This window comes from Pseudomonas sp. PS01300, from assembly GCF_029960155.1.
Classification (GTDB): Bacteria; Pseudomonadota; Gammaproteobacteria; order Pseudomonadales; family Pseudomonadaceae; genus Aquipseudomonas; species Aquipseudomonas palmensis.
The window spans coordinates 94,993-120,545 of sequence record NZ_JASCPN010000002.1 but is presented as its reverse complement, the minus strand read 5'-3'; the positions used below and the strand labels follow the sequence as shown (position 1 = coordinate 120,545).

Annotated in this window: 20 protein-coding genes; 10 read left to right on the top strand and 10 right to left on the bottom strand. The window is 63.9% G+C overall.

The window, feature by feature from the left end:
- Positions 1 to 8: 8 nt before the first annotated feature.
- Positions 9 to 764, bottom strand: a complete 756-nt coding sequence (locus QMX96_RS01970) for a quinoprotein dehydrogenase-associated SoxYZ-like carrier (RefSeq protein ID WP_043860158.1) — start codon at positions 762 to 764, stop codon at positions 9 to 11.
- A 3-nt stretch (positions 765 to 767) separates the two neighbouring features.
- The gene (gene pedF, locus QMX96_RS01965) at positions 768 to 1,205 is read right to left on the bottom strand and encodes a cytochrome c-550 PedF (protein WP_043860159.1); all 438 of its coding nucleotides are present in this window, start codon (positions 1,203 to 1,205) and stop codon (positions 768 to 770) included.
- Between the two features lie 315 nt (positions 1,206 to 1,520).
- Between pedF and exaA the strand changes: the two genes are divergently transcribed.
- On the top strand, positions 1,521 to 3,350 hold the full coding sequence (exaA, locus tag QMX96_RS01960) for a quinoprotein ethanol dehydrogenase (protein WP_231390602.1): 1,830 nt from the start codon (positions 1,521 to 1,523) through the stop codon (positions 3,348 to 3,350).
- Positions 3,351 to 3,452: 102 nt separating this feature from the next.
- Positions 3,453 to 4,103 (top strand): pentapeptide repeat-containing protein, encoded by a 651-nt coding sequence (locus QMX96_RS01955; RefSeq protein ID WP_043860161.1) that lies wholly within the window; start codon positions 3,453 to 3,455, stop codon positions 4,101 to 4,103.
- A 17-nt stretch (positions 4,104 to 4,120) separates the two neighbouring features.
- On the opposite strand, the gene QMX96_RS01950 is transcribed toward QMX96_RS01955, so the two are convergent.
- Positions 4,121 to 4,765: a response regulator transcription factor gene (locus QMX96_RS01950; protein ID WP_282360922.1), complete on the bottom strand. Its 645-nt coding sequence runs from the start codon at positions 4,763 to 4,765 to the stop codon at positions 4,121 to 4,123.
- A gap of 156 nt (positions 4,766 to 4,921) precedes the next feature.
- Between QMX96_RS01950 and QMX96_RS01945 the strand changes: the two genes are divergently transcribed.
- Together QMX96_RS01945 and QMX96_RS01940 are read left to right on the top strand one after the other, a co-directional pair.
- Positions 4,922 to 5,458, top strand: a complete 537-nt coding sequence (locus tag QMX96_RS01945; protein ID WP_078480430.1) for a PQQ-dependent catabolism-associated CXXCW motif protein — start codon at positions 4,922 to 4,924, stop codon at positions 5,456 to 5,458.
- Between the two features lie 45 nt (positions 5,459 to 5,503).
- Positions 5,504 to 6,169, top strand: coding sequence for a response regulator transcription factor (locus tag QMX96_RS01940; RefSeq protein WP_043860164.1), 666 nt, complete (start codon positions 5,504 to 5,506; stop codon positions 6,167 to 6,169).
- On the opposite strand, the gene QMX96_RS01935 is transcribed toward QMX96_RS01940, so the two are convergent.
- On the bottom strand, positions 6,170 to 6,973 hold the full coding sequence (locus QMX96_RS01935; protein WP_213607475.1) for a hypothetical protein: 804 nt from the start codon (positions 6,971 to 6,973) through the stop codon (positions 6,170 to 6,172).
- A gap of 592 nt (positions 6,974 to 7,565) precedes the next feature.
- On the opposite strand from QMX96_RS01935, the gene QMX96_RS01930 reads away from it, so the two are divergent.
- Positions 7,566 to 8,639, top strand: a complete 1,074-nt coding sequence (locus tag QMX96_RS01930; protein ID WP_043860165.1) for a 3-deoxy-7-phosphoheptulonate synthase — start codon at positions 7,566 to 7,568, stop codon at positions 8,637 to 8,639.
- 133 nt (positions 8,640 to 8,772) lie between these two features.
- Here QMX96_RS01930 and QMX96_RS01925 read toward each other — a convergent pair whose 3' ends face one another.
- The 6 genes from QMX96_RS01925 to QMX96_RS01900 form a co-directional block, all read right to left on the bottom strand.
- The gene (locus QMX96_RS01925) at positions 8,773 to 9,927 is read right to left on the bottom strand and encodes a hypothetical protein (protein WP_282360910.1); all 1,155 of its coding nucleotides are present in this window, start codon (positions 9,925 to 9,927) and stop codon (positions 8,773 to 8,775) included.
- Positions 9,928 to 10,297: 370 nt separating this feature from the next.
- The gene (locus QMX96_RS01920) at positions 10,298 to 11,578 is read right to left on the bottom strand and encodes a hypothetical protein (protein ID WP_282360908.1); all 1,281 of its coding nucleotides are present in this window, start codon (positions 11,576 to 11,578) and stop codon (positions 10,298 to 10,300) included.
- A gap of 11 nt (positions 11,579 to 11,589) precedes the next feature.
- The gene (locus QMX96_RS01915) at positions 11,590 to 12,819 is read right to left on the bottom strand and encodes a hypothetical protein (protein ID WP_104572442.1); all 1,230 of its coding nucleotides are present in this window, start codon (positions 12,817 to 12,819) and stop codon (positions 11,590 to 11,592) included.
- Between the two features lie 116 nt (positions 12,820 to 12,935).
- Positions 12,936 to 13,946, bottom strand: coding sequence for a hypothetical protein (locus QMX96_RS01910; protein ID WP_078480423.1), 1,011 nt, complete (start codon positions 13,944 to 13,946; stop codon positions 12,936 to 12,938).
- 23 nt (positions 13,947 to 13,969) lie between these two features.
- Positions 13,970 to 14,893 (bottom strand): hypothetical protein, encoded by a 924-nt coding sequence (locus QMX96_RS01905; RefSeq protein WP_258658318.1) that lies wholly within the window; start codon positions 14,891 to 14,893, stop codon positions 13,970 to 13,972.
- A gap of 72 nt (positions 14,894 to 14,965) precedes the next feature.
- The gene (locus QMX96_RS01900) at positions 14,966 to 19,102 is read right to left on the bottom strand and encodes a hypothetical protein (RefSeq protein WP_282360901.1); all 4,137 of its coding nucleotides are present in this window, start codon (positions 19,100 to 19,102) and stop codon (positions 14,966 to 14,968) included.
- A 76-nt stretch (positions 19,103 to 19,178) separates the two neighbouring features.
- Between QMX96_RS01900 and QMX96_RS01895 the strand changes: the two genes are divergently transcribed.
- From QMX96_RS01895 to QMX96_RS01875, 5 genes are all read left to right on the top strand, one after another.
- Positions 19,179 to 19,460 (top strand): peptidylprolyl isomerase, encoded by a 282-nt coding sequence (locus QMX96_RS01895; protein WP_043860171.1) that lies wholly within the window; start codon positions 19,179 to 19,181, stop codon positions 19,458 to 19,460.
- Positions 19,461 to 19,529: 69 nt separating this feature from the next.
- Positions 19,530 to 21,371 (top strand): extracellular solute-binding protein, encoded by a 1,842-nt coding sequence (locus tag QMX96_RS01890; RefSeq protein ID WP_282361086.1) that lies wholly within the window; start codon positions 19,530 to 19,532, stop codon positions 21,369 to 21,371.
- Positions 21,368 to 22,426 carry a microcin C ABC transporter permease YejB gene (gene yejB, locus QMX96_RS01885; RefSeq protein WP_282360895.1) on the top strand — a complete coding sequence of 353 codons (1,059 nt, stop codon included), beginning with the start codon at positions 21,368 to 21,370 and terminating at the stop codon, positions 22,424 to 22,426. Before QMX96_RS01890 ends, yejB begins: the two co-directional genes overlap by 4 nt.
- Positions 22,426 to 23,448, top strand: a complete 1,023-nt coding sequence (locus QMX96_RS01880; protein WP_116054047.1) for an ABC transporter permease — start codon at positions 22,426 to 22,428, stop codon at positions 23,446 to 23,448. Before yejB ends, QMX96_RS01880 begins: the two co-directional genes overlap by 1 nt.
- A 28-nt stretch (positions 23,449 to 23,476) precedes the next feature.
- Complete coding sequence (locus QMX96_RS01875; protein WP_088514940.1) at positions 23,477 to 24,871, top strand: sigma 54-interacting transcriptional regulator; 1,395 nt, start codon at positions 23,477 to 23,479, stop codon at positions 24,869 to 24,871.
- Positions 24,872 to 25,553 lie beyond the last annotated feature (682 nt).

Here is a 25,553-nt window from a genome sequence, read left to right as displayed (position 1 = left end):
CACGGTCCTCACTCGATGGCAGCGTCGAACTGGTTGCCGTTGTTGTCACGCAGCACCAGGCGGGTAGCCCCCTGGTTGAGCAGGTCGAAGCCCAGGCTGGGGTTCTCGCTCACGGCAGGAAACAGTTCGAGGGTGGCCAGCGACTGGCCCTGGGCATCGAACAGCTCGGCGTGTTCGATGAAGAATTCGGGGATGCCGCCAGTCAGGCCGTTATCCATCGGGTGCGACACGTCCAGGCGCACGCGGCTGAAGGCTTCGCGCGGGTAGCGTGCACCCAGTACCTGGCCCAGACGCTCTTCCCAGCCGGGCTGGCTGCGTACCACGCTGGGCGCCGTGCAGCCACCGCCGGCGGCATCGATCAGGCTCGAACCGATGTGCCAGGTACCGTCATCGGTCAGCACGGCCGCCCGCAGCGGGGTGGCCTGCTCGATGCGTATGCGCACAGCCAGCCACGGCAGAACCTGCGGGCCGGGATGGAAATCGACGACCCGCGGTATCGGGTTGAGTTCGGCCCACACGAGTATGCGCTGCACCTTGCCCGGCAACGCCCGGGCATCGACCTGCAACGGCACCTGTCGGGCGTCCTCGGCGAATGGCGGGGCAATCACCCGCACGCGCTCATCAAAGACGTAGGGCTCATCCTGGAGCCACTGTTTGCGATAGAACTCCCACATCACCGACGGCACCGGATCGGCACCCGGCTGTATTGCACAGGCCGGGCCGGCCAGCAGCAACGCGGCCAACAGCAACGGTACCCGGCGCATGGCCTATTCCTCGATGTGCACGCTGTCAAGGTAGGTACGCACCGCCCACAACGCTTCCTGGCTCAGATAGTCGGCCATCTTGGGCATGTACACGCGCCCGTCACGCACCGCGCCGTTGCGTACCCGCTCCACGAACCATTCATCGCCCGCCTCGCCCTCGTCCAGCAGGCGCAGGTCGGGGGCGATACCACCGGACTTGGCTTCCAGGCCGTGGCAGGCCGCGCAGTTCTGGTTGTAGGCCGAGGCGCCGATGGACACTGCCTCGTCATGGTTGGGGCCGTTGCGGTAGGGGTTGGTTTCACGCCACTCGTCACCGAGTTTTTCCAGGGTGCCGGTGTTGACCGCCGACGGGGTCACGTTGCCATGGGCGAACACCGCCCCGGTACTCATCAGGCCGGCCATCAGCACGGCGCTCATCCAGGCGTTTTTCACTGTTGTCATTGTTCTGCCCTCGACTGCTTTGTCTGTACGGTTTGCACGCAGGCACCTCGCGATACCGGGGTGCTGCCGGGCATCTTAGAAAGCGCACTCCAGCGCCCCCATGCTGCTTTGGTGGTCGCGTGCTACTCCCTTGGTAGTAGGGCTTGTGGGGCAGTGCCAAATCATGCGCCGACTGGGACATTTTCCCGCTCAGGGCGGGAGTTTTTCCGTATCTGCGCAGGCGGCGACGATCCAGTCTAGGCAGGCACAAAACCTCCATTGGGAACACCCACTATGACAATAAGATCGTTACCCACCGCGCTTTCCCCACTGTCCATGGCTGTGCAGGCCGTCCTGCTGGTCTCGAGCCTGGCCCTGGCACCGGCGGCCAACGCCAAGCCGGTGACCTGGGAAGACATCGCCAACGACCACCTCAACACCCAGAACGTGCTGCAGTACGGCATGGGCACCAATGCCCAGCGCTGGAGCCCGCTGGCCATGGTCAACGACAAGAACGTGTTCAAGCTGACCCCGGCCTGGTCGTACTCCTTCGGTGACGAAAAGCAACGCGGCCAGGAATCCCAGGCGATCATCAACGACGGCGTGATCTACGTCACCGGCTCCTATTCGCGGGTGTTCGCCCTGGATGCCAAGACCGGCAAGCGTCTGTGGACCTACAACCATCGCCTGCCGGACAACATTCGTCCGTGCTGTGACGTGGTCAACCGTGGCGCTGCCATCTTCGGCGACAAGATCTACTTCGGCACCCTCGATGCCCGCGTGATCGCGCTGAACAAAGACACCGGCAAGGTGGTATGGAACAAGAAATTCGGCGATCACAGCGCCGGCTACACCATGACCGGCGCCCCGACCCTGATCAAGGATCAGAAGAGCGGCAAGGTGCTGCTGATTCACGGCAGCTCCGGTGACGAATTCGGCGTGGTCGGCCAGCTGTATGCCCGCGACCCGGAAACCGGTGAAGAAGTGTGGATGCGTCCGTTCGTCGAAGGCCACATGGGCCGCCTGAACGGCAAGGACAGCACCCCTACCGGCGACGTCAAGGCCCCGTCCTGGCCGGACGATCCGACCACCGAGACCGGCAAGGTCGAATCCTGGAGCCACGGTGGCGGCGCCCCATGGCAAAGCGCAAGCTTCGACCCCGAAACCAACACCATCATCGTCGGCGCCGGCAACCCTGGCCCGTGGAACACCTGGGCACGTACCTCCAAGGACGGCAACCCGCACGACTTCGACAGCCTGTACACCTCGGGCCAGGTCGGCGTCGACCCGACCACCGGTGAGGTCAAGTGGTTCTACCAGCACACCCCGAACGATGCCTGGGACTTCTCGGGCAACAACGAACTGGTGCTGTTCGACTACAAGGACAAGGACGGCAAGCAGTACAAGGCCACCGCGCACGCTGACCGCAACGGCTTCTTCTATGTGGTGGACCGCACCAACGGCAAGCTGAAAAACGCCTTCCCGTTCGTGGACAACATCACCTGGGCCAGCCACATCGATCTCAAGACCGGTCGCCCGGTCGAAAACGAAGGCCAGCGCCCGGCCAAGCCATTGCCAGGCGAAACCAAGGGCAAGCCGGTGGAAGTCTCGCCACCGTTCCTGGGCGGCAAGAACTGGAACCCGATGGCCTACAGCCAGGACACCGGCCTGTTCTACGTACCGGCCAACCATTGGAAAGAGGAATACTGGACCGAAGAGGTCAACTACAAGAAAGGGTCGGCCTACCTGGGCATGGGCTTCCGCATCAAGCGCATGTACGAGGACCACGTAGGTTCGCTGCGTGCGATGGACCCGACCACCGGCAAGGTGGTGTGGGAGCACAACGAGCGCCTGCCGCTGTGGGCCGGCGTGCTGGCCACCAAGGGCAACCTGGTGTTCACCGGTACCGGCGACGGCTACTTCAAGGCCTTCAACGCCAAGACCGGCGAAGAGCTGTGGAAATTCCAGACCGGCAGCGGCATCGTTTCGCCACCGATCACCTGGGAACAGGATGGCGAGCAGTACATCGGCGTGACCGTCGGCTACGGCGGTGCAGTACCGCTGTGGGGTGGCGACATGGCCGAGCTGACCAAGCCGGTGGCACAGGGTGGATCGTTCTGGGTGTTCAAGATCCCGGCCTGGGATACCAAGACCGCCAAGCGTTGATCTGAGCGTTTTCGCGGGTCAAGTTCGCCACCACAAGGGATCACCAAACCTGTGGGAGCGGGCTTGACCCGCGTCTGCTTTCAAACTGCCAAGGAGATTCCCATGAAGTATCTGCCCCTAGTGCTCGCCGTCGCCCTGTCCCCGGCTTTTGCTGCCGACGACGAACTGGAACCACAGCCGCTGAAGATCAACGGCTGCATCATCCAGCCTGAAAGCCAGTGCCCCGGCGCCAACCTGCAGAACGCCGACCTGAACAACCAGGACATGCGCAAGATGAACCTGGCCGGTGCCGACCTGCGTGGCGCCAACCTGCGTCACGCCAAGCTCGACCTGGCCAACCTGGAGAAAGCCAACCTGCAAGGCGCCAACCTCACCCGTGCCAGCCTGCAGCAAACCAACCTGCGCGTGGCCAACTTCACCGATGCCACGCTGATCGCGGTCCAGGCCTGGGGCATGTACGCCCAGGGCGCCAATTTCAATGGTGCCAACCTCAGCGCCGCCTACCTGGAGTTTGCCCGCCTGTCCGGCGCCAAGCTGCACAATACCAACCTGCAAGCCGCCGACCTGGAAATGACCTGGCTGAGCAGGGCCGACCTTGTGGGTGCGAACCTGGCCGATGCCAACCTGCAGGAAGCCAAGTTCGGTGAAAGCAACCTGGAGAAAGCCGACCTGCGCGGCACTCGCCAGCACTACGCCAACTTCCAGGACAGCAACATGGAAGGCTGCCAGGGTTGCCCGAGCACCTGGGACTAGGTGCCTGCGTACACAGCCTACGCCGCTATACGCAGCAGGCCGGCTTCGATTGCCAGGTGCACCAGTTCGGCATGGGAGCTGACCTGCAGCTTGCTCTTGAGCAAGGTCAGGTAGTTGGAGACGGTCTTGGCGCTGATGCACAGCTGCTGGGCTATCAACCGGGTTGGGGTGCCCTTGGCCAGCATCAGGAAGATTTCGATCTCGCGCTGGGTCAGCCCCTGCAGCCGAGCATTGCCGCCACCCTGCCCCGGGTGCGGCTGGCAGGCCAGCTGGGTGGCCAGCGGTTGCTCGATGTAGGCATGCCCCGCCAGTACCCGGCGCACGGCTTCAAGCACCACCGCCGGCGCTGCCGCCTTGGACAGAAACCCGCAGGCCCCCGCGTCCAGTGCCTGGCGAACCAGGCCCAGCTCGGTGTGTTCGCTGAAAAACAGCACGCGCAGTTGCGGCAGGCGCTGACGCAGGCGCCGGGTGGTTTCCAGGCCGCTGATGCCGGGCAGGTCGAAGTCCATGATCACCAGGCCGGGCAGTTCCTCCTGCACCTGCTGCAGGGCGTCCTCGCCGCTGCCGGCCTCGCGAACTGGCAGGCCATTGAGCCCTTCGCCCAGAAAGTGGGCCAGGCCCAGGCGGATCATCGGGTGGTCGTCGACCAGCAAGATGCCCATCGCGCAGTACTCCTGTAGTGGCTATACCCCATGCTAGAGCCGCTGGCGAGCACGGCCGCTACTACTTTGGTACTGCCCGCGCTGTCGATGGTCGCATTCACAAAGCGCCAGTACTGGCCTGTAATACCAGGCATAACAAAAACGAGACTGCCGACCATGCTGCTGCGTGCCTTGTTCGCTTCTGCCTGCCTGACCCTGGCGCTGCCCGCCAGCGCCGACACGGCGCTGTTCACTGCCGACGGCTACCGCGCCACCCTGTACCGCAGCCCTACCCCCGATAAGGCGCCGCCGGCGCAGACCCTCGATACCGCGCAGCTGCAGGCTCTGCTGCAACAGCAGCCCCCGCCGTTGCTGATCGACGTGTACAAGCGCCCCTGGCTGCATGGCCGGTTCATCGACAGCGAGCCGCATGCCAACCTCCCCCACAGCCACTGGCTGGCCAACACCGGCGATGGCCAGCTGGACGACGCCTGGGCCCGCTATTTCAGCCGCCACCTGCAACGCCTGAGCCATGGCGACAAGCAGCGCGCCGTCGTCTTCTACTGTCGCTCCGATTGCTGGCTGAGCTGGAATGCGGTCAAGCGCGCCGATGCACTGGGCTACACGCGGCTGTACTGGTACCGTGATGGCCTGGATGCCTGGGAGAATGCCGGGCTGCCGGTACACCCCGCGACACCCGAAGCGTTCCCCTGACTACTGTCTGCCTAGCGGTCAACCACAACAATAAGGTGCAAAGCCATGTACAAGATTCTGATCGCCGACGACCACCCGCTGTTTCGCGAAGCGATCCACAACGTCATCACTGACGGCTTCCCTGGCAGCGAGGTCATGGAAACCGCCGACCTGGACAGCGCCCTGAGCCTGACCGGCCAGCATGACGACCTGGACCTGATCCTGCTGGACCTGAACATGCCCGGCATGCATGGCCTTGGCGGGCTGATCAACCTGCGCAACGAGGCGCCGACGATCCCGGTGGTGATCGTCTCGGCCGAGCAGGACAAGCAGGTGGTGCTGCAGGCAATCACCTATGGCGCGGTGGGGTTCATCACCAAGTCGTCGCCGCGCTCGCAGATGACCGATGCCATCGAGCAGATCCTCAACGGCAACGTGTACCTGCCGCCCGACATCATCCGCACGCAAAAAAGCACCGGCCGGCGCAACCAGAGCGAGCATGCAGGCTTTGCCCCGGAGCTGCTGCAGGCGCTCACCCGCAAGCAGTTGCTGGTGCTCGAGCGCATGACCAAGGGGGAGTCGAACAAGCAGATCGCCTACAACCTGGATATCGCCGAGACCACGGTCAAGGCCCATGTCTCGGCGATTCTGCGCAAGCTCAACGTGCACAATCGGGTGCAGGCGATTCTCAGTGCCGGCGATATCGACTTTACCGCCTATCTGCGGCGCTGATCAGCCGGCGCCGGGCAGCGCGAGGGTCTTGCCGCTGCCCACCGGCCCCATCGACAACAGGGTTTCGGCCAGGGTCATGGGAACGATCATGTCCTTGGCGTTCTGCGCCTTGTAGTTGATGTCGGCATCGATGTGCTGTTGCACCTGCGCCGCATAGTCAGCCGGATACTGAGCCTTCTCGATTGCCGGCAGGCTGTTGTAGTGAGCCTGCACTTGCTTGAAGAAGTCCGTCATGCGGCCGGTGGTGTTGTATTCCTGTTGCGCCTTGTCGCTGACCTCGCGACGCCATGCCTGCTCCTGGCGGGTGGACTCCTCGAACGCGGCGCGCCGTTCGTTGACCGTGAAGGTGCCGCTGTCATCGTAGGTGATCAGCGCCAGCTGCTCGCGCGACAGGCCGGCGAACGGGTTTTCAACGGTCTTGCTGCCCACGGTCAGCGTCGCGTTCACGAACGCAGTGGCCTGTTCGGCCCGGGCCAGCAGCTCGGGGTCATCGGTGGCCGGTACTTCCTTGTCGTGGGCGGCCTTGTTGGCCGAATACGCAGCGCCGGTAATCTTGTCGAGCAGCGACCTGGCCAACGCACCGAGTGCCGAATGGCTCAGGCCGGTATCGCGCTCGCTGGCACGGGTGGCACTTGCGGCCAGTTGACGGGCCAGGTTGGAGACACTGCTGGTGTCCTGCCCGGCGTAGGCATTCAGGGCCCTGGCGCTGCTGCTGTTGCCATGGTTGATGCCAAGGCTGGTAGGGAGGGGGCTTGCACCGGTGGTGCGGGTGGTAATGGCCGATGTGTAGTCGTTCACATGCATCGGGAGACTCCATGTGGTGGTATGCACGTCTGTGCGGCGTGCGCTGACAACGCTCCGGTGCCAGCAATCGGGCGCAAGCCTAACGCCATTTGCCAGTTGCATCCAGTTGCGCGCCTGAAGTAAGCTCGGGCAATCAACTGGAGCACAGCATGTCGTCTATTTCCCTCACTCAAGCACTGCACACAGGTCGCGTATCGCACCTGGCGGCTGTGCCTGCGTGCGCGGCACTGTCTGCCAGCGGCTTTTATTTTGGGTATTGGTTTAGCCACAGGCGCCGCTGATACCCACACCGGCGCCCACTCCCAGGGCCGCCGAACACGAGAATACTCAACCCCCGGTCGGCCCTGCCCACCGGGGGTTTTGTTTTGGGCGCCGTACACCACCGACATCGATGAGGATTGCAGCATGAACCACAGCACCTATTACCGTTACCAAAGCCTTGCCTGGCGATTTAGCCACTGCCGTTCGGGCCAGCCAGCCGCCTCCGACCGGTCCAGTACAGGTGGCACGCAAACACCGACACGAAATCGAACATCTCGCTAGGGCCGAAGGCGCGGGACCGAACCCGCCTTCCGCCCAAGGAAACCCGACCATGCAAGCGTCCACCCAAGCCCTGAACCTGTCCCAACCCCAGGCTGTCGCAGCCAACAGTAGCCTCAACCTGCGCCTGCCCAGCCCGTTTCAGCTCAAGCAGCAACTGCCCTTGTCCAGCGCCCTTGGCGGCCAGGTCGAGCGCCATCGCCAGGCGGTGAAGGCGATTCTCGACGGCGAGGATGATCGCCTGCTGGTGATTGTCGGCCCCTGCTCGCTGCACGACCCCCACGCCGCCCTTGAATACGCCGAACGCCTGGCTGCCCTCTCCCGCCAGGTTGATGACCAGTTGTTGCTGGTGATGCGTGCCTATGTCGAAAAGCCCCGCACCACGGTGGGCTGGAAAGGCCTGGCATACGACCCGCACCTGGATGGCAGCGATGACATGCAGGGTGGCCTTGCACTGTCTCGCCAGCTGATGCTGGGCATGCTCGAACGGGGCCTGCCGGTGGCTACCGAACTGCTGCAGCCGATGGCAGCAGGCTACTTCGATGACCTGCTGAGCTGGGCGGCCATCGGGGCACGCACCACCGAATCGCAGATTCACCGCGAGATGGTCAGCGGCCTGGGGCTCCCGGTCGGATTCAAGAATGGCACCGACGGCGGCGTGGGCATCGCCTGCGACGCCATCCGCAGTGCCGCGCATGCCCACCGCCACTTCGGGCTGGATGCCCAGGGGCATCCGGCGATCGTCGAGACCCTCGGCAATCCCGACACCCACCTGGTGCTGCGCGGCGGCCACCAGGGCCCCAACTACGATGCCGCCAGCCTGGAGCAGGCGCGCCAGGGCCTGCACAAGGCCGGCATCCGCCCACGTCTGATGGTGGACTGCAGCCATGCCAACAGCGGCAAGGACCCACTGCGCCAACCTCAAGTGTTCAATCAGGTGCTGCAGCAACGCTTGCAGGGTGACCGCTCGATCATCGGCATGATGCTCGAAAGCCATTTGTTCGAGGGTTGCCAGGCACTGGGCAAGGCCCCCCTGCGCTACGGTGTATCGATCACCGATGGCTGCCTGGGCTGGGGGGCCACAGAAGCCTTGTTGAGCGAAGCGGCCACTAGCCAACGCGGGTAGACACCTGTCGCCCCGACGAGGGCGCCTCGGCGCCCCTCACATAGGCAGAATGTTAAGGGGCAGGCAGGTCAGACGTTCTGGTCCTGCCGTTCCAGCTTGCCCAGGGGCAGTGGGTTGGCCGCTGTCGCGTCGATTACCGAAGGGCCTGATCGTTCGGGTCGTAGATGAATAGGCGTCCATCTGTGGGCATCGGGCGCAACTGAAGCAACGGCAAGGTACGGCCCGTATCGGCGAAGTAGTCGGTCTGGAACCGCTTGCCACCTGCCAGGCCATCGCCCGCAAAGTAACTGGCCCTGCTGTAGAGCAGCGCCTCAAGCGGCAATCCAAGCGGCGCACCGGCGGGCCAGGCCGCTACAACCATTTCATTCCAGCCAAGGCCATCGTTGAGCTGTTGGCGGATCTCGTTGGCCACCCGAAATTGTTGCGCCGCCGGGGAGAACCAACAACCTGAGTATGGGCTGCCACGGAAGCGCGCCAACCATGCCGCTGCCGAATCGATCCCCGCTGAGGCGCAAGAAAGCCGGAAGTCGCACATATCGGCCCGCCCGCCAGTGCTACCATCGAAGGGGTACACGCACCGTAGAGACAAGGGTCTGGTCGCCGGTGCCGCTTCTTCACGTATCACCAGCCCCTGCGCCTTGTAGGTACGCAGCACCTTGCTGTCGGCGCGAAAATAACTGAAGGACACGCCATTGCCGCGTACCGAATTGGAGCTCGGGTTCCACGCACGGAAGTTGCCGACATCGGTCGTGCGCAGCAGTACACCACGGCAGTAGAAGGCGCCCCGATTGCCCCGGCAGGTGTCGTCGCCATTGCCGGTGTCGAGGTAGCGTGTGTTGAGCCGTGCCGCCACCCGGTAGCCATTGTCCAGTTGGTCTTGCTGACTGAAACCGAAGACCTGCCCCTGCGGTTCGCCAAGCTGCAAGCGCAGTAGCGGCAGCCATGTACCGGTGGCCTGGAAGTAATCGCGCTGGCTGCTCTGGGCGCGCAACAGACTGCCGGCTTGCCCGGGGTCATAGAACACGCCCTGGATCGCGAGTTGCCCCGGCGCCTGCGCATTCCAGCCGTTCACCACCACCTCGCCCAGGTTGGCCGCTGGCTGGGTGGCCTGGTACGGCTTGCCGTGGGCCAGCGCCGTAAAGCGATCAAACAGCAAGAACCCCGCGCCCGAGCCCAATGTCGTCGGCACATGGTCTTTGCCCACAAAGATGAAGCGCATGTCGGTGCCTTCGGCGGCGTCAGGCACCCAGAACTTCTCGGCCTGGTTGGGCATCAGCGTGCGCAGCACGATGCCGCTGCAGGCAAAGGCAGGTGCGCGCCCCACGCACTGGGACGCGGTACTGGCGTAGCGCGCATTCAGCAGCGCGGCGGTTTGTGCACCCCCAAGGGCGTACGCTGCACTCTGTACAAGGCACAAGGTGCAGCCCAGGCACAGTGAACGCATCAGGTTCCTCATCGTCGACTCCTTGGCAGCGTGGCTGCGATCAGTGGATACCGGCTTGGATAGCCTGGTTCGTACTCGCCCGCCCCGAGAAGGCAGTGCCAGCAGAGGGTTTCAGGTACGATTGCTCACCTTCACTCCGTAGCTCACCGTGCTGCGGCGCTTGTCGGTCGCAGTGAAGCCCCCTGGTTACCTCCATGCCCTATGCCTTGCGTTGTCACAGGTTCTGGTCCAGGGGGTCGAAGGTGAACACCTGGCCGTTGGCCGCCGTCAGATCGACCCGTAGCACAGGAATGACCTTGCCGGCCTGTTGGTAGTAATCGCGCTGGATGTACCGGGCACCGTTCAGCCCGCCACTGCCACGGATAAGGAATGCAGCCTCGAGTGTGAGCTGCGGGCCGATGTTCTGCGGCCAGGACGCGATGATGATTTCGTTCCAGGCGCCGCCATGGGCACGCACTTCGATACTCAACTCGAAGGCCGCAGCACTGGGGTCGAAGGCGCAACTGCTGAAGGGGTTGGCGCCATAGCGGCTGCGCCAGGCGCTGACACTGTTGATGTTCTGCGAGGCGCAGCTGGCCCGGCAGCTGTTGGGGATGACACTGCTACTGGCATTGGCCGGGTAGGCACAGCGCATTACCAGTGTATGGCGTGCGGGTGCTGCAAGCTCGCGGTAGATGAGCCCTTCGGTACCGGCCAGGCGCTGCGTACCGACATCGCTACGTATGTAGGAGAACGACACGCCGTTGCGTGTCACGGAGTTGCTGCTGGGGTTCCATGCGTGAAAACCGGAGGCGCCATTCACTGCACGGATCAGCACCCCGCGACAGTAGGCGGCTGCCTGCCCGTCGCGGCATCCGCCCAATGCATCCCGATAGCGGTGCTCAAGGCGCTCGGCCACGCGCCTGCCATTGTAGAGCTGCTCTTGCTGCGCGAAGCCGAACACCTGTGCCTGCGGATCGCCAGGCGCAATCCGCAGGATCGGCAGCCAGAGGCCGGTGGCCTGGTAATAGGCCAACTGATTGCGCTGAGCGCAGCGCAGGCCCCCGGCCTGCGCGCTGTCATGGAACAGTGCCTGGATGGCAAGCTGCGCCGGCGCCTGTGCCTGCCAGCCAGACACCAGGACCGCCCCGGGCGATACCGGGTCTTGCACAGCCTGAAAAGCCTTGCCAAGCGCTGCTGCGCTCAGACCATCGAACAGCAGGTAGCCGCACCCGAGCGCCAGGCCCGCCATGCTGCGGTCGTTGCGCAGGAAGACAAAGCGCAGGTCGCTGCCGGCAACGTCCTTGAGCGCCCAGAAATCTGCGTTCGCACTCTGCGGTACGCTGCGCACCAGTACGCCGCTGCAGGCGAAGGCAGGACTTCTGCCCACGCACTGTTCGGGCGTGCTGGTGAAGCGTGCATTGAGCCACTGCGCCGTGCGGGTGCCTTCCTGCGCGTGCACCGGCGCAAGGCAGGCGCACAGTGCCAGCACACCGCACAGTCTCAAGATGCCCATGTGTGCGCGCCTCATTTGAGCTGCTGCACAGCGGGGTCATAGGTGAAGGGCTGCCGATTGGCGGCCTGCACGTCCAGTTTGACCAGCGGTAGCCAGCGGCTGGTCTCCTTGAAGTAGTCCTGCTGGAACGACTGCCCCCCGGCCAGGCCGTTGGTACCCCCCACCTGCCCCAGGTAATGCGCAGTGGCGCTGAAGAAGAACGCTTCGATCGGCAATTGCGCTGCAATGTCCTGCGGCCAGGTAGGGACCATGATTTCATTCCAACCGGTTAGCCCCGGGACTTTCTGGCGAATCTCGACCATCAGTTGCAAGGCCGTGGCGTCGGCGCGGAACGCACAGCTTCTGAACCGATTCCCAGCAGTGGAGGCGGACCAGGTGGCGACGCTGTTCACCGGCGGTTGTTTTTCGTCGCACCAGCCACGAAAGGTGCAGGTGTTGGTTGATACCGCATCGTGCGTGGCGCCGTCGGCGACGTACAGGCATGCGGCAGGCAGAGTGTGTACTACAGGGGCGGCGGTTTCGCGAATCAGATAGCCTTGCGGCCACACCACCACCTTGATGGCCATGTCACTGCGCAGGTAGCTGAAGGACACGCCGCCGTTCTTCAGCGCACGGGGGGCCGGATTCCAGGCCTTGAAGTTGCCCGTGCCTGTCGAGCGCAACAGCACCCCGTTGCAATCGAACCCGGAGCGGCCGCTGATACAGCCAGGCCGGGTGTCGGCGTAACGCTGGTTGAGGCGCCGGGTGACCCTGTAGCCATTGTCCAGTTGGTCCTGCTGGCTGAAACCGAACACCAGACCATTGCCATCGCCCAGGTGCAGGCGCACCACAGGCAACCACTGGGCCGTGGCGTCGAAGTAGGCGCGCTGGCTGCGTTGGGCTGCCGCCAGGGCACCGGCCCGGGTGACGTCGTAGAAGATGGCCTGGATGGGCAATTGCGCGGGCACCTGGGCATTCCAGGTACTGACCACCACGCCACCGGCACTGCTGTCGGCCTGATACGGCTTGCCCAGGCCCACGGCCGTCAGCCGGTCGAACAGCACGAACCCCGAAGGTGCTGCCAGCCCGTCAAGGGCGCGGTCCTTGCGCAGAAAAACCAGTTGCGCGGCATCGTCTTTCTTCCAGAACGTTTCGACGTCACTGGCTGGCACTGCGCGCAGCAACACGCCGCTGCAGGCAAAGGCCGGTGCGCGTCCTACGCACTGTGCCGGTGTGCTGCTGTAGCGCGCATTCAACTGCATCGCTACCTGCGGGCTCCCGACGGCATGGGCGCTGCCCAGCAAAACGCACAATGCGATGCCACAAATCAGTTTGCTCGCAACGTTCATCCAGGTCGCCTCCCATGGCGCGCCGCTGTTCAACGAATGCCGGCCGGGTAGCCCAGCTCATACTCTGTCGTGACTTCGGAACTGACCAGGTTGTCGTAGAGGTCCAGGTACACGGCCGTCTGTGCGCCCAACCCTTTGCCCCACACCCGGTACGGAGCCAGGTTCAGTGCCTCGGCGAGGCTGTTGGCCGGCGATGGGTAGAGCCGTGCCAGCGCCTCGAAATCCTCGTCGCTCGGCAAGGTGTAGCCCTCGTCGCGGGCCTTGGCCTGCGCCTGTGCCCAGGTGGATCGATATGCCGAGCTGAGCAGGCGCAGCTCACGCACGCCGCGCACACTGAGCACGTAGCTGGAACTGGCCCCTGCCGCGTTCTGCGCAGTGACGGTGATGTCGCCATTGCCCCATACCGAGACCTGTCCATCGGGATCGACCCTGGCAATGCCCGTGTTGTCCACGCGATAGGCGGTGGCCCCTGGCTGTGCACGGGTGTAGCGGGCATAGTCGGGGATGGTCGGTGGCGTCCTGGCCAGGTTGTGCTCGTCGAAGAACACGACATAGCGTCGGCTGGCCAGGTTGAGTGCCTGTGCAGCAGTGAAGCCTTCCTTGATCAGCAGGGTGACCACGCCCGATCTGCGCGGCGCCGAGCGCGGCGCCTGCGCGGTGTAGTAGACCTGCAGGGTCTTGCCGACATTGGCCTCGACATAGCGCTTTTCGATCGGCAAGGTGACGGGTTTGCCGGCATTGCGCGCCGAGATCGGCCAACTGATCGTGGTGATCGCCTGGCCTTGCGCATCGGCAAGGTAGATCGTCAAGGTGGTCTGGAACGCCAGTACTACCGCGTTATCGTTATCAACCCCCTGGACGGTGATGTTCAGCCCCGTGGCCGGTACCTTTTCAGGGTCCAGCTCGGCGCCCTGCAAGGCTGCCACTTCGGGCAGGCGAAGGGTTGGGTCCGAAGGTTGGGTAGTGTCTGCATGCGCATTGAACATGCTCGCGCAAACGCATAACACCAGTGCCGCATAGGTACGTCTGATTGCGTCCATCAACGGTTGCTCCTGCCATGGAGTCAGTGGGGCTGGCTGATGCCTATCGCGTAGCCTTTCTGGCTTGGGCTGGCGCTGCTTACCTGCAGCGTTGCCAGGTCCAGGTAGGTGGGCGAGCCGCTCGTATCAGTAACAACACCCAGAAAGCCTTTTTCCGTCATGTCCGGCAGGCCCAGGTTCTGCGCGTTCAGATAGCCCGCGAGGTCGTCTTTTGCCGCCGCGTACACAGCGCTGAAGCGACTGAAGTCGTCGGCTGTCGGCACGTCCAGGCCATAGCTGGTGGCGGCTAGTGCGGCGCCTGGGGCCTGCAGCTCGTGGTCGTAGCTCAACAGGTACAACCCCCTGACCCCTCGGACCGTCAGTGTGTAGCTGCCGACCGAGGCACCGGCAGCGTCCAGTGCGGTAATGGTGACCGGCGGATCCTCTGCATTGCCCAGCAGGCTGACCTTGCCGCTGCTGTCGACACGGGCAACCTTGGTGTCGCTGCTTTCGTAGTTGACGGCCTGTGCGGTGGTGCGGGTGAACTGTGCGTAGTCGGGCACTTCTGGCGGCGGGCTGGGCTCCTCGGCGGCGGTGCGGAACACGATGTAGTTGCGGCCGCTGAGGTCGACTGTCAGGGGCGCAGCGAAGTTCGCCTTGATGGTGAATGTCAGTACCTGCGACTTCACCCCGTCGACCTCGTAATACACGCGCAGTTGTTGGCCCTCACGGCCAAGCAATATGCTTTTCGCAATATTTTCCCACACCGCCAGTCGGTCGTTGTTCGGGGTGGGCCTTACCTCGTCGTAGAGCACCTTGTTCTGCTCGTCGAGCACAAACAGCTTCAGCACTTTGTTGTGCCAGCTGGCACTTCTTTGTACCTCTGCACGGGTGAATTCACCCACTGTACCGAGGTCGAGTGCCCCTTCGCTGACGTCGTTCATCTTTGGCACGGTGTAGTCGGTCATGTCGTCAAACTCCCGCAGGTAGGCAACCGGCGCCAGGCAGCGCCGATTGCAGGGTCATATCGCTCAAAGGCCTCAGGCGCCTGGCGCGCCAGCCCATTCGCCGTCGGCCTCGGCATTGACATCTACCCGGTGGCCGGTGGTCACCTTGTTGCGCAGCGCCGCCTGCACCGCCGCACTGTCGCCACCGCCCTGCGGTTGGCCCCACGTCACCACGCGCCCGTCTGACGTCAATGCGGCGAAGCCGTTGGAGTTGGCGTACACCGCACGCACATGTTTCAGTTGGTCGGACACCCGGCTGATATCGCCGCCGGCTTCAGAACGCCCCCAGACCGCCACGGTGCCGTCGCTGCACAGGGCGGCGAACGCCCATGCGCTGCCGGTGACCTGAATGACATTGCGCAGGTTGGCCACAGGCTGTGGCACGTTGCCGCCGTTGTTCGCGTTGCCCCAGGCCACCACCGAACCGTTCCTGCGCCGGGCACAGAAGGCATGCCAGGTGCTGGTGACCTCCACGATGTCAGTCAGACCTGCAATTTCTTGCGGCACCGAGCCGCCATGGCTGCCAGCCCCCCAGGCCACTACCTGGCCGGTGGCACGCAAGGCGCTGAATGCCTGGGCCGTAGCCCCCTCAAGGGTGACGATATCGGTCAACTGGGCGATTGCATCCGGTACCGTGCCGCCATATCCGGCATTGCCCCAGGCAACGACACGATTGTTGGTGCGCCGTGCGGCAAAGGCGGCAAAGTTGCCCTTGACGTAGTAGATGTCCTTGAGGTCGGCGATATCGTTGGGCAAGCTGCCGCCGTTGGCGGCACTGCCCCAGGCTACCAGCGAACCGTCGGCACGCTGCGCTGCAAAAGCGCTGCCGGCACCGTAGACAGCGGTGAAATCCGTCAGGTTGAGGATCCCCGGCGGAATGGTCGCGCCCTCGGGCCCCACACCCCAGGCAATGAGGCGGCCGTCGGCTTTGCGTCCGACAAACGCCCTGGCATTGCTGCGCACTTCGACGAAATTTCCGGTTTCACCTTTAGGCATGGAACCGCCCTCGCCCGCCTGGCCCCAGCACTGCACAGTGCCATTGGTCATGCGTGCGGCATACGCGCTGCGCGTGCAACTGACTTCAGCGATGTCGTCGCGGGTCTGCAATGTCGGCGGAATAGCTGCCCCGTAGGCAATACTGCCCCAGCCGACGATATCGCGCTCCCCCCCTGAGCGTTCGTTGCGCAGGGCGACAAACGCTGCACTGCCATTGACCGCGGCGTCGATTCCGTTGCCGATGATGTTGGCCGGGTTGAGCTGCACCTCATCGGTTTGCGTGCGCACGCGCAGCGCCTTCCAGGGCTGCTTGTCCATCCAGGTAGTGCCTGCGGTCCAGGTGGGCTCGTCCAGGTAACGCCATTCGGCGAGGATCGGCTGCAGGCTTTGCGCATTGAATGCGCTCAGAATTCGCGAGGTACTGGAGGCGCGGTAGGTGCTCGCGCCGTAGCGGGCGCCGAAAATACGCAGGTTGCCGCTGCCTATCACACGGTTTACGAAATAGCTGTTGGACGGCGAGCGTTCCTCCGGGCCGCCGCTGCTACGCTGCAGCGTGTATTCGAGCTTGATCGTGGTGCGATTGCTGGCGTTGATCGTGGCATAGGGTACCGACACGTCGAGGGCCTTGCCCTCGTCGCCCGCCGTTACCACGATCGTGCGGTTGAAGTTGCCTGCCGGCAGCTCGCTGTACACCCGTACGGTCACCCTGTCACCGCGCAGCAATCTGGCCACGGTGTCGATCCGATACGTTGCACCATTGCGTACATCGTCCGGGTTCAGCTGGTTGTTGGCGGTCGCCTGCACGAATATCGGCAGCGGCAGCGCCGCACGCTGTACCCGCAGCGTGACGGTGCCGGACGTCTGCTCGCGGCCATCGAAGCGGTACACCACGTACTTGACCCGTACATTGGCATCGATGTTGGCCAGTACGAACCGTGCATCGATAGACTGCTTAAGCTCACGTGTCTGATCTTCCAGTATGTACAGGGTGACGCTCGTCGAGCCTTGGGGGGCATCGCCATCCCAGAGCAGTTCCACTTCATCGCCAAGTTTGAGCTGGGCCTCGGCTGGGATCGTGACCACTGCATCGCCCACAGGGCGCAGCGTGCCATTGACCGCGCCCTCCACCACCGGGTCGGGCAGCAGTAACTGGCGCTCTTTGCGACGCAACGAAAGCATGGCAGACACGCGAGTCGGCTGGCGGTCTTCGATGACCTGGTAGTACACATCGGCTGCCACTGTCAGGTAGTTGCTCCATTTGGCGTGCTCGAAGGTGAACGTCACTTGCTTGTCGAGATTGTTCTTGGTCACCTTCATCAGATCGTCGAAGAAGGTACCGCCCGCGTCGGACCACACCACCCTGATGGTCTGGTCGAGTTTCATTCCGGTGTACGGCTCGATGATCACATCGACGCTGGCGAGGACATCAGGATCCAGTTCACCGTCTTGTGCCTGCGGGCAACGGGGTGCCGGCAGTTCCAACTGCGCCACGCCCACTTGCAGCGTGAGAGCCTGTGATTCCAGAGGGCGCCCCAGGCCCTGCCGGCTTACGGTGTAGCTGACTTCGAGCGAACCGCCGCTGAGCGGCTGAATGTTCTGCGGCCCGTTCACGGCAAACGAGATGTCTTTTCCTGCGCTGGCGCTGGTGACCGTTTTGGCGTCCTTGTAGAGCAACGTGCTGCCATCGGAACCGGTGCCTCGCCAGGTGATCTCGATGAAGTCGTCCTTCTCCAGCTGGGCCGCTGCCGGTACCACCACGGTCGCCGTTGCCAGTGTGGCCTCCAGCACGCCGTCGACCGCTTCGGTCACTTGCGGGCTTGGCAGCTTGACGGCAGCGCCGATAAAGTTTGCGCCCACACGCCGGGAGGTCTGTACTACGTTGCTTTTATCAGGCTTTCTGGTGAACCAGGTTCTGCCAAAACCCCGCGCCAGCATCTGCACGTGGGCATAGGGAATCTTGAATACCAATATCCGGGGGCTGCTCAACTTTTGCGAGTAATTCAGGGCAATGATCTGGCCTTGCGCCGTGGTGCCTACCCAGTACAGGGTAATCTCATCCCTTGCCTTGAAGCCGAACACCGACAGCGCCGCCACTTGTACTTCCAGGCCATCTTGCGCCACCAGCGCCACATCGATCGGGTCGCCCTCCACGGCTTGCGAGTCTGGGTTGACGATGATGGGCGGCAACAGTTTGTTGGGGTCGATCGATACCTCGATGTAACCGCGCAATGACCAGTCGCTTGCGGGATTGAACACTTCGTCCCAGATCCAGTACACAAGCACCAGCTTTTCGCTGTCGCCGGCCTCGTAGATGAGCTCGGCATCCACCTCGATGACGAGGTCGTTGCCCACCTCGTCAGGTTGCACGATGTACTCGACGATCGAGCCGCCCCAACTCAGGCGAATGGTGTCGTACTCGCGCATGTTCGGGTACGCCGGTACGGTGACTTCCACGCCATACAGCTCGCCATCAAGGAAGTCCTTGATGTCTTCTTCACCCACCACGCCACCGATTGGAGGGCTGGTCAGAAACGGTGGCAGCAGCTTGTAGTGCCCGGCGCGATCGGGTTCAGGGTCGTTTCCGCCGGGGTACTTGAGGCGTGCCAGTACCTTGAGCACCAGCGAAGACTCCTTGTTGGTGGAGCCTGCACGCGTGATCACGTAGTAGAGGTCGTGCACGCCCTCCAGCACCTTTTTGGCCGGGATGTAGGTTTCGATGTTCTGGCCGAGCTGCTCCTCGCGGACACTGACCTTCACCGCCGCGATGTTGCTGGTGCCATAGAACACCTCGATCAGATCCCCCGCCAGCATGTTCGGATACGGCTGCACGAATACCTGCATTCCGCGCACCGAATTGACCATCCCCTTGTTCACGCCAACCTGGGCGCCTTCGGTGTATACCGGGGTGATGTAACCTGGAATGTAGATGCGTCGCAGGGCCAGGGTGCCGGCTGCAAATCCTCCGAATGCCGGCGGCCCTCCCACTATGGCATTGAACAGGTCGATCATCGTTTGCAAGCCCGATTGGGTCCCGGGGACAATCAAGTTGTTCGTCATGAAGTTTTCTCCAATCCAGGAAGCCCGAAAGGTTTGAACGGGGGAATGGGCTGGAAATGATTCAAAGGCAAAATGTACGAGGCGCACAACTGACACAAATACCAGGTGCCCGGCCAAGGCACGTGCACACCGGGGGAGGAAATCGCGCGCCGATTGCGCTAGGCTGCACCTTTACTCACCAGGAGCATTCTCCATGGCAAAAGCCACCGCCCGTCACATCCTTGTCGCCAGCGAAGACAAGTGCAACGAACTCAAGGCACAGATCGAAGCCGGCGCCGACTTCGCCGAAATCGCCAAGGCCAACTCCACCTGCCCCTCCAGCCGCCAGGGCGGTGACCTGGGCTCGTTCGGCCCCGGCCAGATGGTCAAGGAGTTCGACACCGTCGTGTTCAGCGCACCGGTGAACACTGTTCAAGGCCCGGTGAAGACCCAGTTCGGCTATCACCTGCTGGAAGTGACCAGCCGCCAGGACTGATCGGCCTTGGCCGCATCTGCCGGCCGTGTCGAGGGTCGGCCCGCTCCTGTGAGAGCGGGCTTGACCCGCATTGTGCTGTTCGCCCTTGCCCCGCTGCTGTTTCTGCTGCCTCCCTGGCAAACCCTGATCGCCGCCCCCAGCCACGCCCTCACCGTCTATGGTGAAGCCCCCCGCTACCGCGCCTCGTTCAGCCATTTCGACTACGTCAACCCGCAAGCCCCGAAAGGTGGAAGCCTGCGTCGCTCGGCGCTGGAAATCGGCGGCTTCGACCATGTGCTGCCCTACATCGACAAGGGCACCGGGGTCAGCGAGGTGGACGGCTGGCTGTATGCACCGCTGGCCATTCGGTCACTGGACGAGCCCTATACCGTGTACGGCCTGATCGCGCAAAAGCTCGAGCGCAGCGCCGATGGGCTGTGGCTGCGCTTCTACATCGACCCGCGTGCGCGTTTTGCCGATGGCCGGCCAGTGCGTGCCGAGGATGTGCGCTTCACCTACCAACTGCTGCTGCGTGAAGGCAATCTCAAGTACCGCACGCAGTTTGCCGACGTGGCTGCTGTGGTGGTCGAGACGCCCCTGCAGGTACGCTTCGACTTCAAGAACAATCAGAACCGTACCCTGGCCCTGGACCTGGCGTCGCTGCCGGTATTGCCCGAGCACGCGCTCGACCAGGATGCATTCACCAACGGCGGCGGCTTCCAGGCGCTGGTGGGTAGCGGCCCGTACCGCATCGCACGGGTCGACAACGGGCGCAGCATCACCTTCGAGCGCAACCGCGACTGGTGGGCACGGGACCTGCCGGTCAATCGTGGGCGCTACAACTTCGACCAGCTGAAGATCGAGTATTTCGGCGACACCGACGTGGCACGCCAGGTGCTGCGCGGTGGCGGTTACGATTACAACCGCGAGTTCTCCGCCACCGGCTATTCGATCGGCTACAACGGCCCGGCCCTGGACGACGGGCGCCTGCAACGTGCGCACCTGGCCCGAGGGGCGCCGCAGAATGCCCAGGGCTATGTGTTCAACCTGCAGCGCCCGGTGTTCCAGGACCGGCGCGTGCGCCAGGCACTGGGCCTGCTGTGGGATTTCGAATGGAGCAACCGGCAGATGATGCGCAACCTGTACATCCGCCAGCAGAGCTTTTTCGCCAACAGTGCGCTGGCCGCCCGCGCCCTGCCCGACCGCGCAGAGCTCGCCCTGCTCGAACCCCTGCGTGCCCAGGTGCCGGCCGAGGTATTCGACCGGGTGTTCGAGGCGCCGCGCAACGACGGCTCGGGGCTGATCCGTGACAAGCAGCTGCAAGCCCTCGCTCTGCTGCAGCAGGCCGGCTGGCGCCCGCAGGGCGATCAACTGGTCAATGCCCGGGGCGAACCGCTGAGCTTTACCTTCCTCAATGGCCAGTCGGGCCTGGAGCGCCTGCTGCTGCCGTGGAAACGCAACCTGGCGCAGATCGGCATCACCCTGGACATACGCCGCATCGACGCGGCCCAGTACGTCAACCGGCTGATGGCCCGTGACTACGACATGATCGTCACTGGCTACCCGGTGTCGCCCTCGCCGGGGCTGGAGCTTTACAGCTACTTCGGCTCGGCGGCGGCTACCGACCCTGGCTCGAGCAACTACATGGCCCTGCAGGACCCGGCGGTGGACAGCCTGATCGACGGCCTGGTCAAGGCCGCGAGCCCGGCCGACATGCTGCGCCATGCCCATGCGCTGGACCGGGTGCTGCAATGGAACTACTACTGGATCCCCAATTACTACCCGCCCGGCGCCTCCACGGTGTGGTGGAACCGCTTCGGCATCCCCAGGGTGCAAGCCAGCAATGACCCGGCGCTGGACACCTGGTGGGAGGTCAGCCCCACCCCGCTGACCACGGCGCAGATGGCCGAGCGGCTGGAGGCTGCGCCATGACTGCGTACATCCTGCGCCGGATGCTGCTGATACTGCCCACCCTGCTGATCATTCTGCTGGTGAACTTCGTGATCATCCAGGCGGCACCGGGCGGCCCGGTAGAACAGGCCGTGGCGCGCCTGCAGGGTATCGGCGGCGGTGCGCCGGGGGCCGGCAGCGACACGCTGCACAGCGACTCGCGGGCCAGCCGCGGGCTGGACCCCAAACTGCTGGAGACCATCAGACGCCAGTACGGCTTCGACAAGCCGGCCCACGAGCGGCTGTGGCTGATGCTCACTCGCTACGCCCAGCTGGATTTCGGCAGCAGCTTCTTTCGCGGTGCCAAGGTCACCGACCTGATCCTGGACAAGTTGCCGGTCACCCTCTCACTGGGCCTATGGGCCACCCTGATCACCTACCTGGTGTCGATCCCGCTGGGCATCCGCAAGGCCATCCGCCACGGCAGCGCTTTCGATGCCTGGAGCAGTGCGCTGATCGTGATCGGCTATGCGCTGCCAGCGTTTCTGTTCGCACTGTTGCTGATCGTGCTGTTTGCCGGTGGGACCTCGCTCAACTGGTTTCCGGTGCGCGGGCTGGTGTCGGAAAACTTTGCCGAGCTGAGCCTGGCCGGCAAGCTGGCCGACTATTTCTGGCACCTGGTGCTGCCGGTGGGCTCGCTGGTGATAGGCGGTTTCGCCACCCTCACCCTGCTGACCAAGAACGCCTTCCTCAACGAGATCACCCGCCAGTACGTGGTCACCGCGCGGGCCAAGGGCCTGAGCGAGCGTCGGGTGCTGTACGGGCATGTGTTTCGCAACGCGATGCTGCTGGTGGTGGCGGGCATTCCCCAGGCGCTGATCACGGTGTTCTTCGCAGGCTCGCTGCTGATCGAAGTGATCTTCTCGCTCGACGGCCTGGGCCGCATGAGCTACGAGGCGGCGGTGTCGCGGGATTACCCGGTGGTGTTCGGTTCGCTGTTCATCTTCACCCTGTTCGGCCTGTTGATCCGCCTGCTGGGCGACCTGTGCTACACCCTGGTCGACCCGCGTATCGACTTTGCCACGAGGCAGCACTGATGCGGCGCCTGTCGCCGTTGTCCAGGCGCCGGCTGGCGAATTTTCGGCGCAATCGCCGCGGCTGGTTCTCGCTGTGGGCGTTCGGGCTGCTGTTGCTGCTCAGCCTGGGGGCGGAGCTGGTGGCCAACGACAAGCCGCTGCTGCTGGGCTACCAGGGCAGCCTGTACTTCCCCGCCTTCAAGCGTTACACCGAACAGCAGTTCGGCGGCCAGTTGCCGTTCCAGCCCGACTACCGCAGCCAGTACGTGCGCCAGCTGATCGAGGGCCAGGGTGGCTGGATGCTGTTTGCCCCGATCCCCTTCAGCGCCGACACCCCCAACTACGACCTGCAGGTACCCACCCCCAGCCCACCCACCGCCACCAACTGGCTGGGCACCGACGACCAGGCGCGCGACGTGCTGGCGCGGGTGCTGTACGGCACCCGTGTGTCGATACTGTTCGCCCTGCTGCTGACCGCCATCAGCACCGTGATCGGCGTGGCCGCCGGCGCCCTGCAGGGCTACCACGGCGGCTGGGTGGACCTGATCGGCCAGCGCCTGCTGGAAGTGTGGTCGGGGCTGCCGGTGCTGTACCTGCTGATCATTCTCAGTGGTTTTGTGGAACCCGGCTTCTGGTGGCTGCTGGGAATCATGGCGCTGTTTTCATGGCTGGCGCTGGTGGACGTGGTGCGCGCGGAGTTCCTGCGCGGGCGCAACCTGGAATACGTGCAGGCCGCCAGGGCGCTGGGCCTGCCCGATCGGCTGGTGATCGTGCGGCACATTCTGCCCAATGCGATGAACGCCACCCTCACCTACCTTCCGTTCATTCTCACCGGGGCCATCTCGACCCTCACTGCACTGGATTTTCTCGGTTTCGGCATGCCCGCCGGCAGCGCCTCCCTGGGCGAGCTGGTGAACCAGGGCAAACAGAACCTGCAGGCGCCATGGCTGGGGTTTACCGCATTCTTCACCCTGGCGTTGATCCTTTCGCTGCTGGTGTTCATCGGCGACGCATTGCGCGAGGCGTTCGATCCACGGGCATAATCGCAGCCTCATTACGGCGGAGCGGCCCATGCAAGACAGTGACAGCCTCAAGGACTACCAGCGCGTGCGCCAACTGGCGATCCGCTCGCTGTTCGAGATCATCGAGCAATCCAGCGAGGGCACGATCATCGTCGATCGCGATGCACGAATCGTGTGGATGAACCAGCGCTACGCACGGCGCTTTGGCCTGGAGGACGCCAGTGCTGCGATTGGTCAGCCGTGTGAAAGCGTGATCCCCGGCAGCCAGATGCGCGACGTGATCACCCAGGGCCGGCCGATTCTGCTGGACATGCTCGACACGCCCAAGGAGCCGCTGGTGGTGATGCGCCTGCCGATCCACGATGCCGAGGGCGCGGTGATGGGCGCCATCGGCTTTGCCCTGTTCGATGAGTTGCACAGCCTTTCGCCGCTGCTCAAGCGCTATGCCAGCATGCAGCAGGAACTGGCCTCGACCCGCTCGCTGCTGCGTGCGCGCCAGGCCAAGTACAGCTTTGCGCAGTTCATCGGTACCAGCGCCGCAAGCCTTGAGGTCAAACGCCGCGCGCGGCGTGGGGCCAGCAGCGATTCGCCGGTGCTGCTACTGGGTGAGACCGGCACGGGCAAGGAGTTGCTCGCCCATGCCATCCACGCCGCCTCGCCCCGCGCCCACAAGCCGTTTGTCAGCATCAACAGCGCCGCTATCCCGCACGATCTGCTGGAGGCCGAATTCTTCGGCACCGCGCCGGGTGCGTTCACTGGCGCCGACCGCAAGGGCCGGCCGGGCAAGCTGCAGGTGGCCGAAGGCGGCACGCTGTTTCTCGATGAGATCGGCGACATGCCGCTGGCGCTGCAGAGCAAACTGCTGCGCGTGCTGCAGGAAAAGGAATACGAGCCGGTGGGTTCCAACCAGATGCTGCAGAGCGATGTGCGGGTGATTGCTGCCACTTCGCGCGACCTTTCGGCAGCGATGGCCCGCGGGGAGTTTCGCGCCGACCTGTATTACCGCCTGAACGTGCTACCGATCGAGGTGCCGCCATTGCGTGCCCGGCTCGATGACCTGCCGGCGTTGAGCGAGGCGATTCTGGAGGAGCTGGGCAGCCGCCATGAGCTGCAGGCACCGGCACAGGCGCTGCTGGCCCGACATGCCTGGCCGGGCAACATTCGTGAGCTGCGCAACGTGTTGGAGCGGGCCACGCTGATGGCCGACCAGCAGCAACTGACTGCCGCCCAGGTGCAATCGGCATTGGGACCGTTGACGCCCCTTACAGTCGACACCGACCCCGTAACCGACTACAGGCAGGCGTGCGAAGCATTCGAGCGCCAGTTGCTGGAAAACGCCCTTGCCCGCTGCGCCGGGAATGTGCCGCAAGCCGCGCGTGAGCTGGGGTTGGGGCGTTCGACGCTGTACAAGAAGCTGGCGGCTCTGGGGATCAAGTCTCAATAGAGAGACTGGCATCTCAACCTGGAGACGGCCTTGCTGATGAATCGGCACAACGCGGTCATAGACCTGTTTGCGCGGTGTACCAGGCAGATCGCATGTGCAGGTTTTGCTGGCGCTGCGCACCAGATCGCGGGCAAGGCCCGCTCCTACGGCCTGCCGGCCCGAGGCGTAGGAGCCGGCCTTGCCGGCGAACGAGCGCGAAGCGGTCGTAAACCCTGACTGCGCGATGTATCAGGCGGACCGCATGTGCAGGTTTTACTGGCGCTGCGCACCAGATCGCGGGGCAAGGCCCGCTCCTACGGCCTGCCGGCCCGAGGCGTAGGAGCCGGCCTTGCCGGCGAACGGGCGCGAAGCGGTCGTAGACCCTGACTGCGCGATGTATCAGGCGGACCGCATGTACAGGTTTTACTGGCGCTGCGCACCAGATCGCGGGGCAAGGCCCTCTCCTACGGCCTGCCGGCCAGAGGCGTAGGAGCCGGCCTTGCCGGCGAACGAGCGCGAAGCGGTCGCAAAACCAGAGTGCACGGTGTGTCAGGCATACCCCGTGTGCAGATCCTCCTGCGCTGCAAGCGCACGCACGGCACAGCCAGTCTCAAACCAGAGACAATCATTCGATAAATTCCACTGGAATTAGTATTTATCCATATAAATCAATAGCTTATTAACATGGCACGGTCTTCGCTAA

What these genes read in the sequence shown, in the direction of transcription:
- QMX96_RS01970 (WP_043860158.1), bottom strand. Translation starts at nt 764, where the DNA reads ATGCGCCGGGTACCGTTGCTGTTGGCCGCGTTGCTGCTGGCCGGCCCG.
- pedF (WP_043860159.1), bottom strand. Translation starts at nt 1,205, where the DNA reads ATGACAACAGTGAAAAACGCCTGGATGAGCGCCGTGCTGATGGCCGGC.
- exaA (WP_231390602.1), top strand. Translation starts at nt 1,521, where the DNA reads ATGGCTGTGCAGGCCGTCCTGCTGGTCTCGAGCCTGGCCCTGGCACCG.
- QMX96_RS01955 (WP_043860161.1), top strand. Translation starts at nt 3,453, where the DNA reads ATGAAGTATCTGCCCCTAGTGCTCGCCGTCGCCCTGTCCCCGGCTTTT.
- QMX96_RS01950 (WP_282360922.1), bottom strand. Translation starts at nt 4,765, where the DNA reads ATGGGCATCTTGCTGGTCGACGACCACCCGATGATCCGCCTGGGCCTG.
- QMX96_RS01945 (WP_078480430.1), top strand. Translation starts at nt 4,922, where the DNA reads ATGCTGCTGCGTGCCTTGTTCGCTTCTGCCTGCCTGACCCTGGCGCTG.
- QMX96_RS01940 (WP_043860164.1), top strand. Translation starts at nt 5,504, where the DNA reads ATGTACAAGATTCTGATCGCCGACGACCACCCGCTGTTTCGCGAAGCG.
- QMX96_RS01935 (WP_213607475.1), bottom strand. Translation starts at nt 6,973, where the DNA reads ATGCATGTGAACGACTACACATCGGCCATTACCACCCGCACCACCGGT.
- QMX96_RS01930 (WP_043860165.1), top strand. Translation starts at nt 7,566, where the DNA reads ATGCAAGCGTCCACCCAAGCCCTGAACCTGTCCCAACCCCAGGCTGTC.
- QMX96_RS01920 (WP_282360908.1), bottom strand. Translation starts at nt 11,578, where the DNA reads ATGGGCATCTTGAGACTGTGCGGTGTGCTGGCACTGTGCGCCTGCCTT.
- QMX96_RS01915 (WP_104572442.1), bottom strand. Translation starts at nt 12,819, where the DNA reads ATGCAGTTGAATGCGCGCTACAGCAGCACACCGGCACAGTGCGTAGGA.
- QMX96_RS01910 (WP_078480423.1), bottom strand. Translation starts at nt 13,946, where the DNA reads ATGGACGCAATCAGACGTACCTATGCGGCACTGGTGTTATGCGTTTGC.
- QMX96_RS01905 (WP_258658318.1), bottom strand. Translation starts at nt 14,893, where the DNA reads ATGACCGACTACACCGTGCCAAAGATGAACGACGTCAGCGAAGGGGCA.
- QMX96_RS01895 (WP_043860171.1), top strand. Translation starts at nt 19,179, where the DNA reads ATGGCAAAAGCCACCGCCCGTCACATCCTTGTCGCCAGCGAAGACAAG.
- yejB (WP_282360895.1), top strand. Translation starts at nt 21,368, where the DNA reads ATGACTGCGTACATCCTGCGCCGGATGCTGCTGATACTGCCCACCCTG.
- QMX96_RS01880 (WP_116054047.1), top strand. Translation starts at nt 22,426, where the DNA reads ATGCGGCGCCTGTCGCCGTTGTCCAGGCGCCGGCTGGCGAATTTTCGG.
- QMX96_RS01875 (WP_088514940.1), top strand. Translation starts at nt 23,477, where the DNA reads ATGCAAGACAGTGACAGCCTCAAGGACTACCAGCGCGTGCGCCAACTG.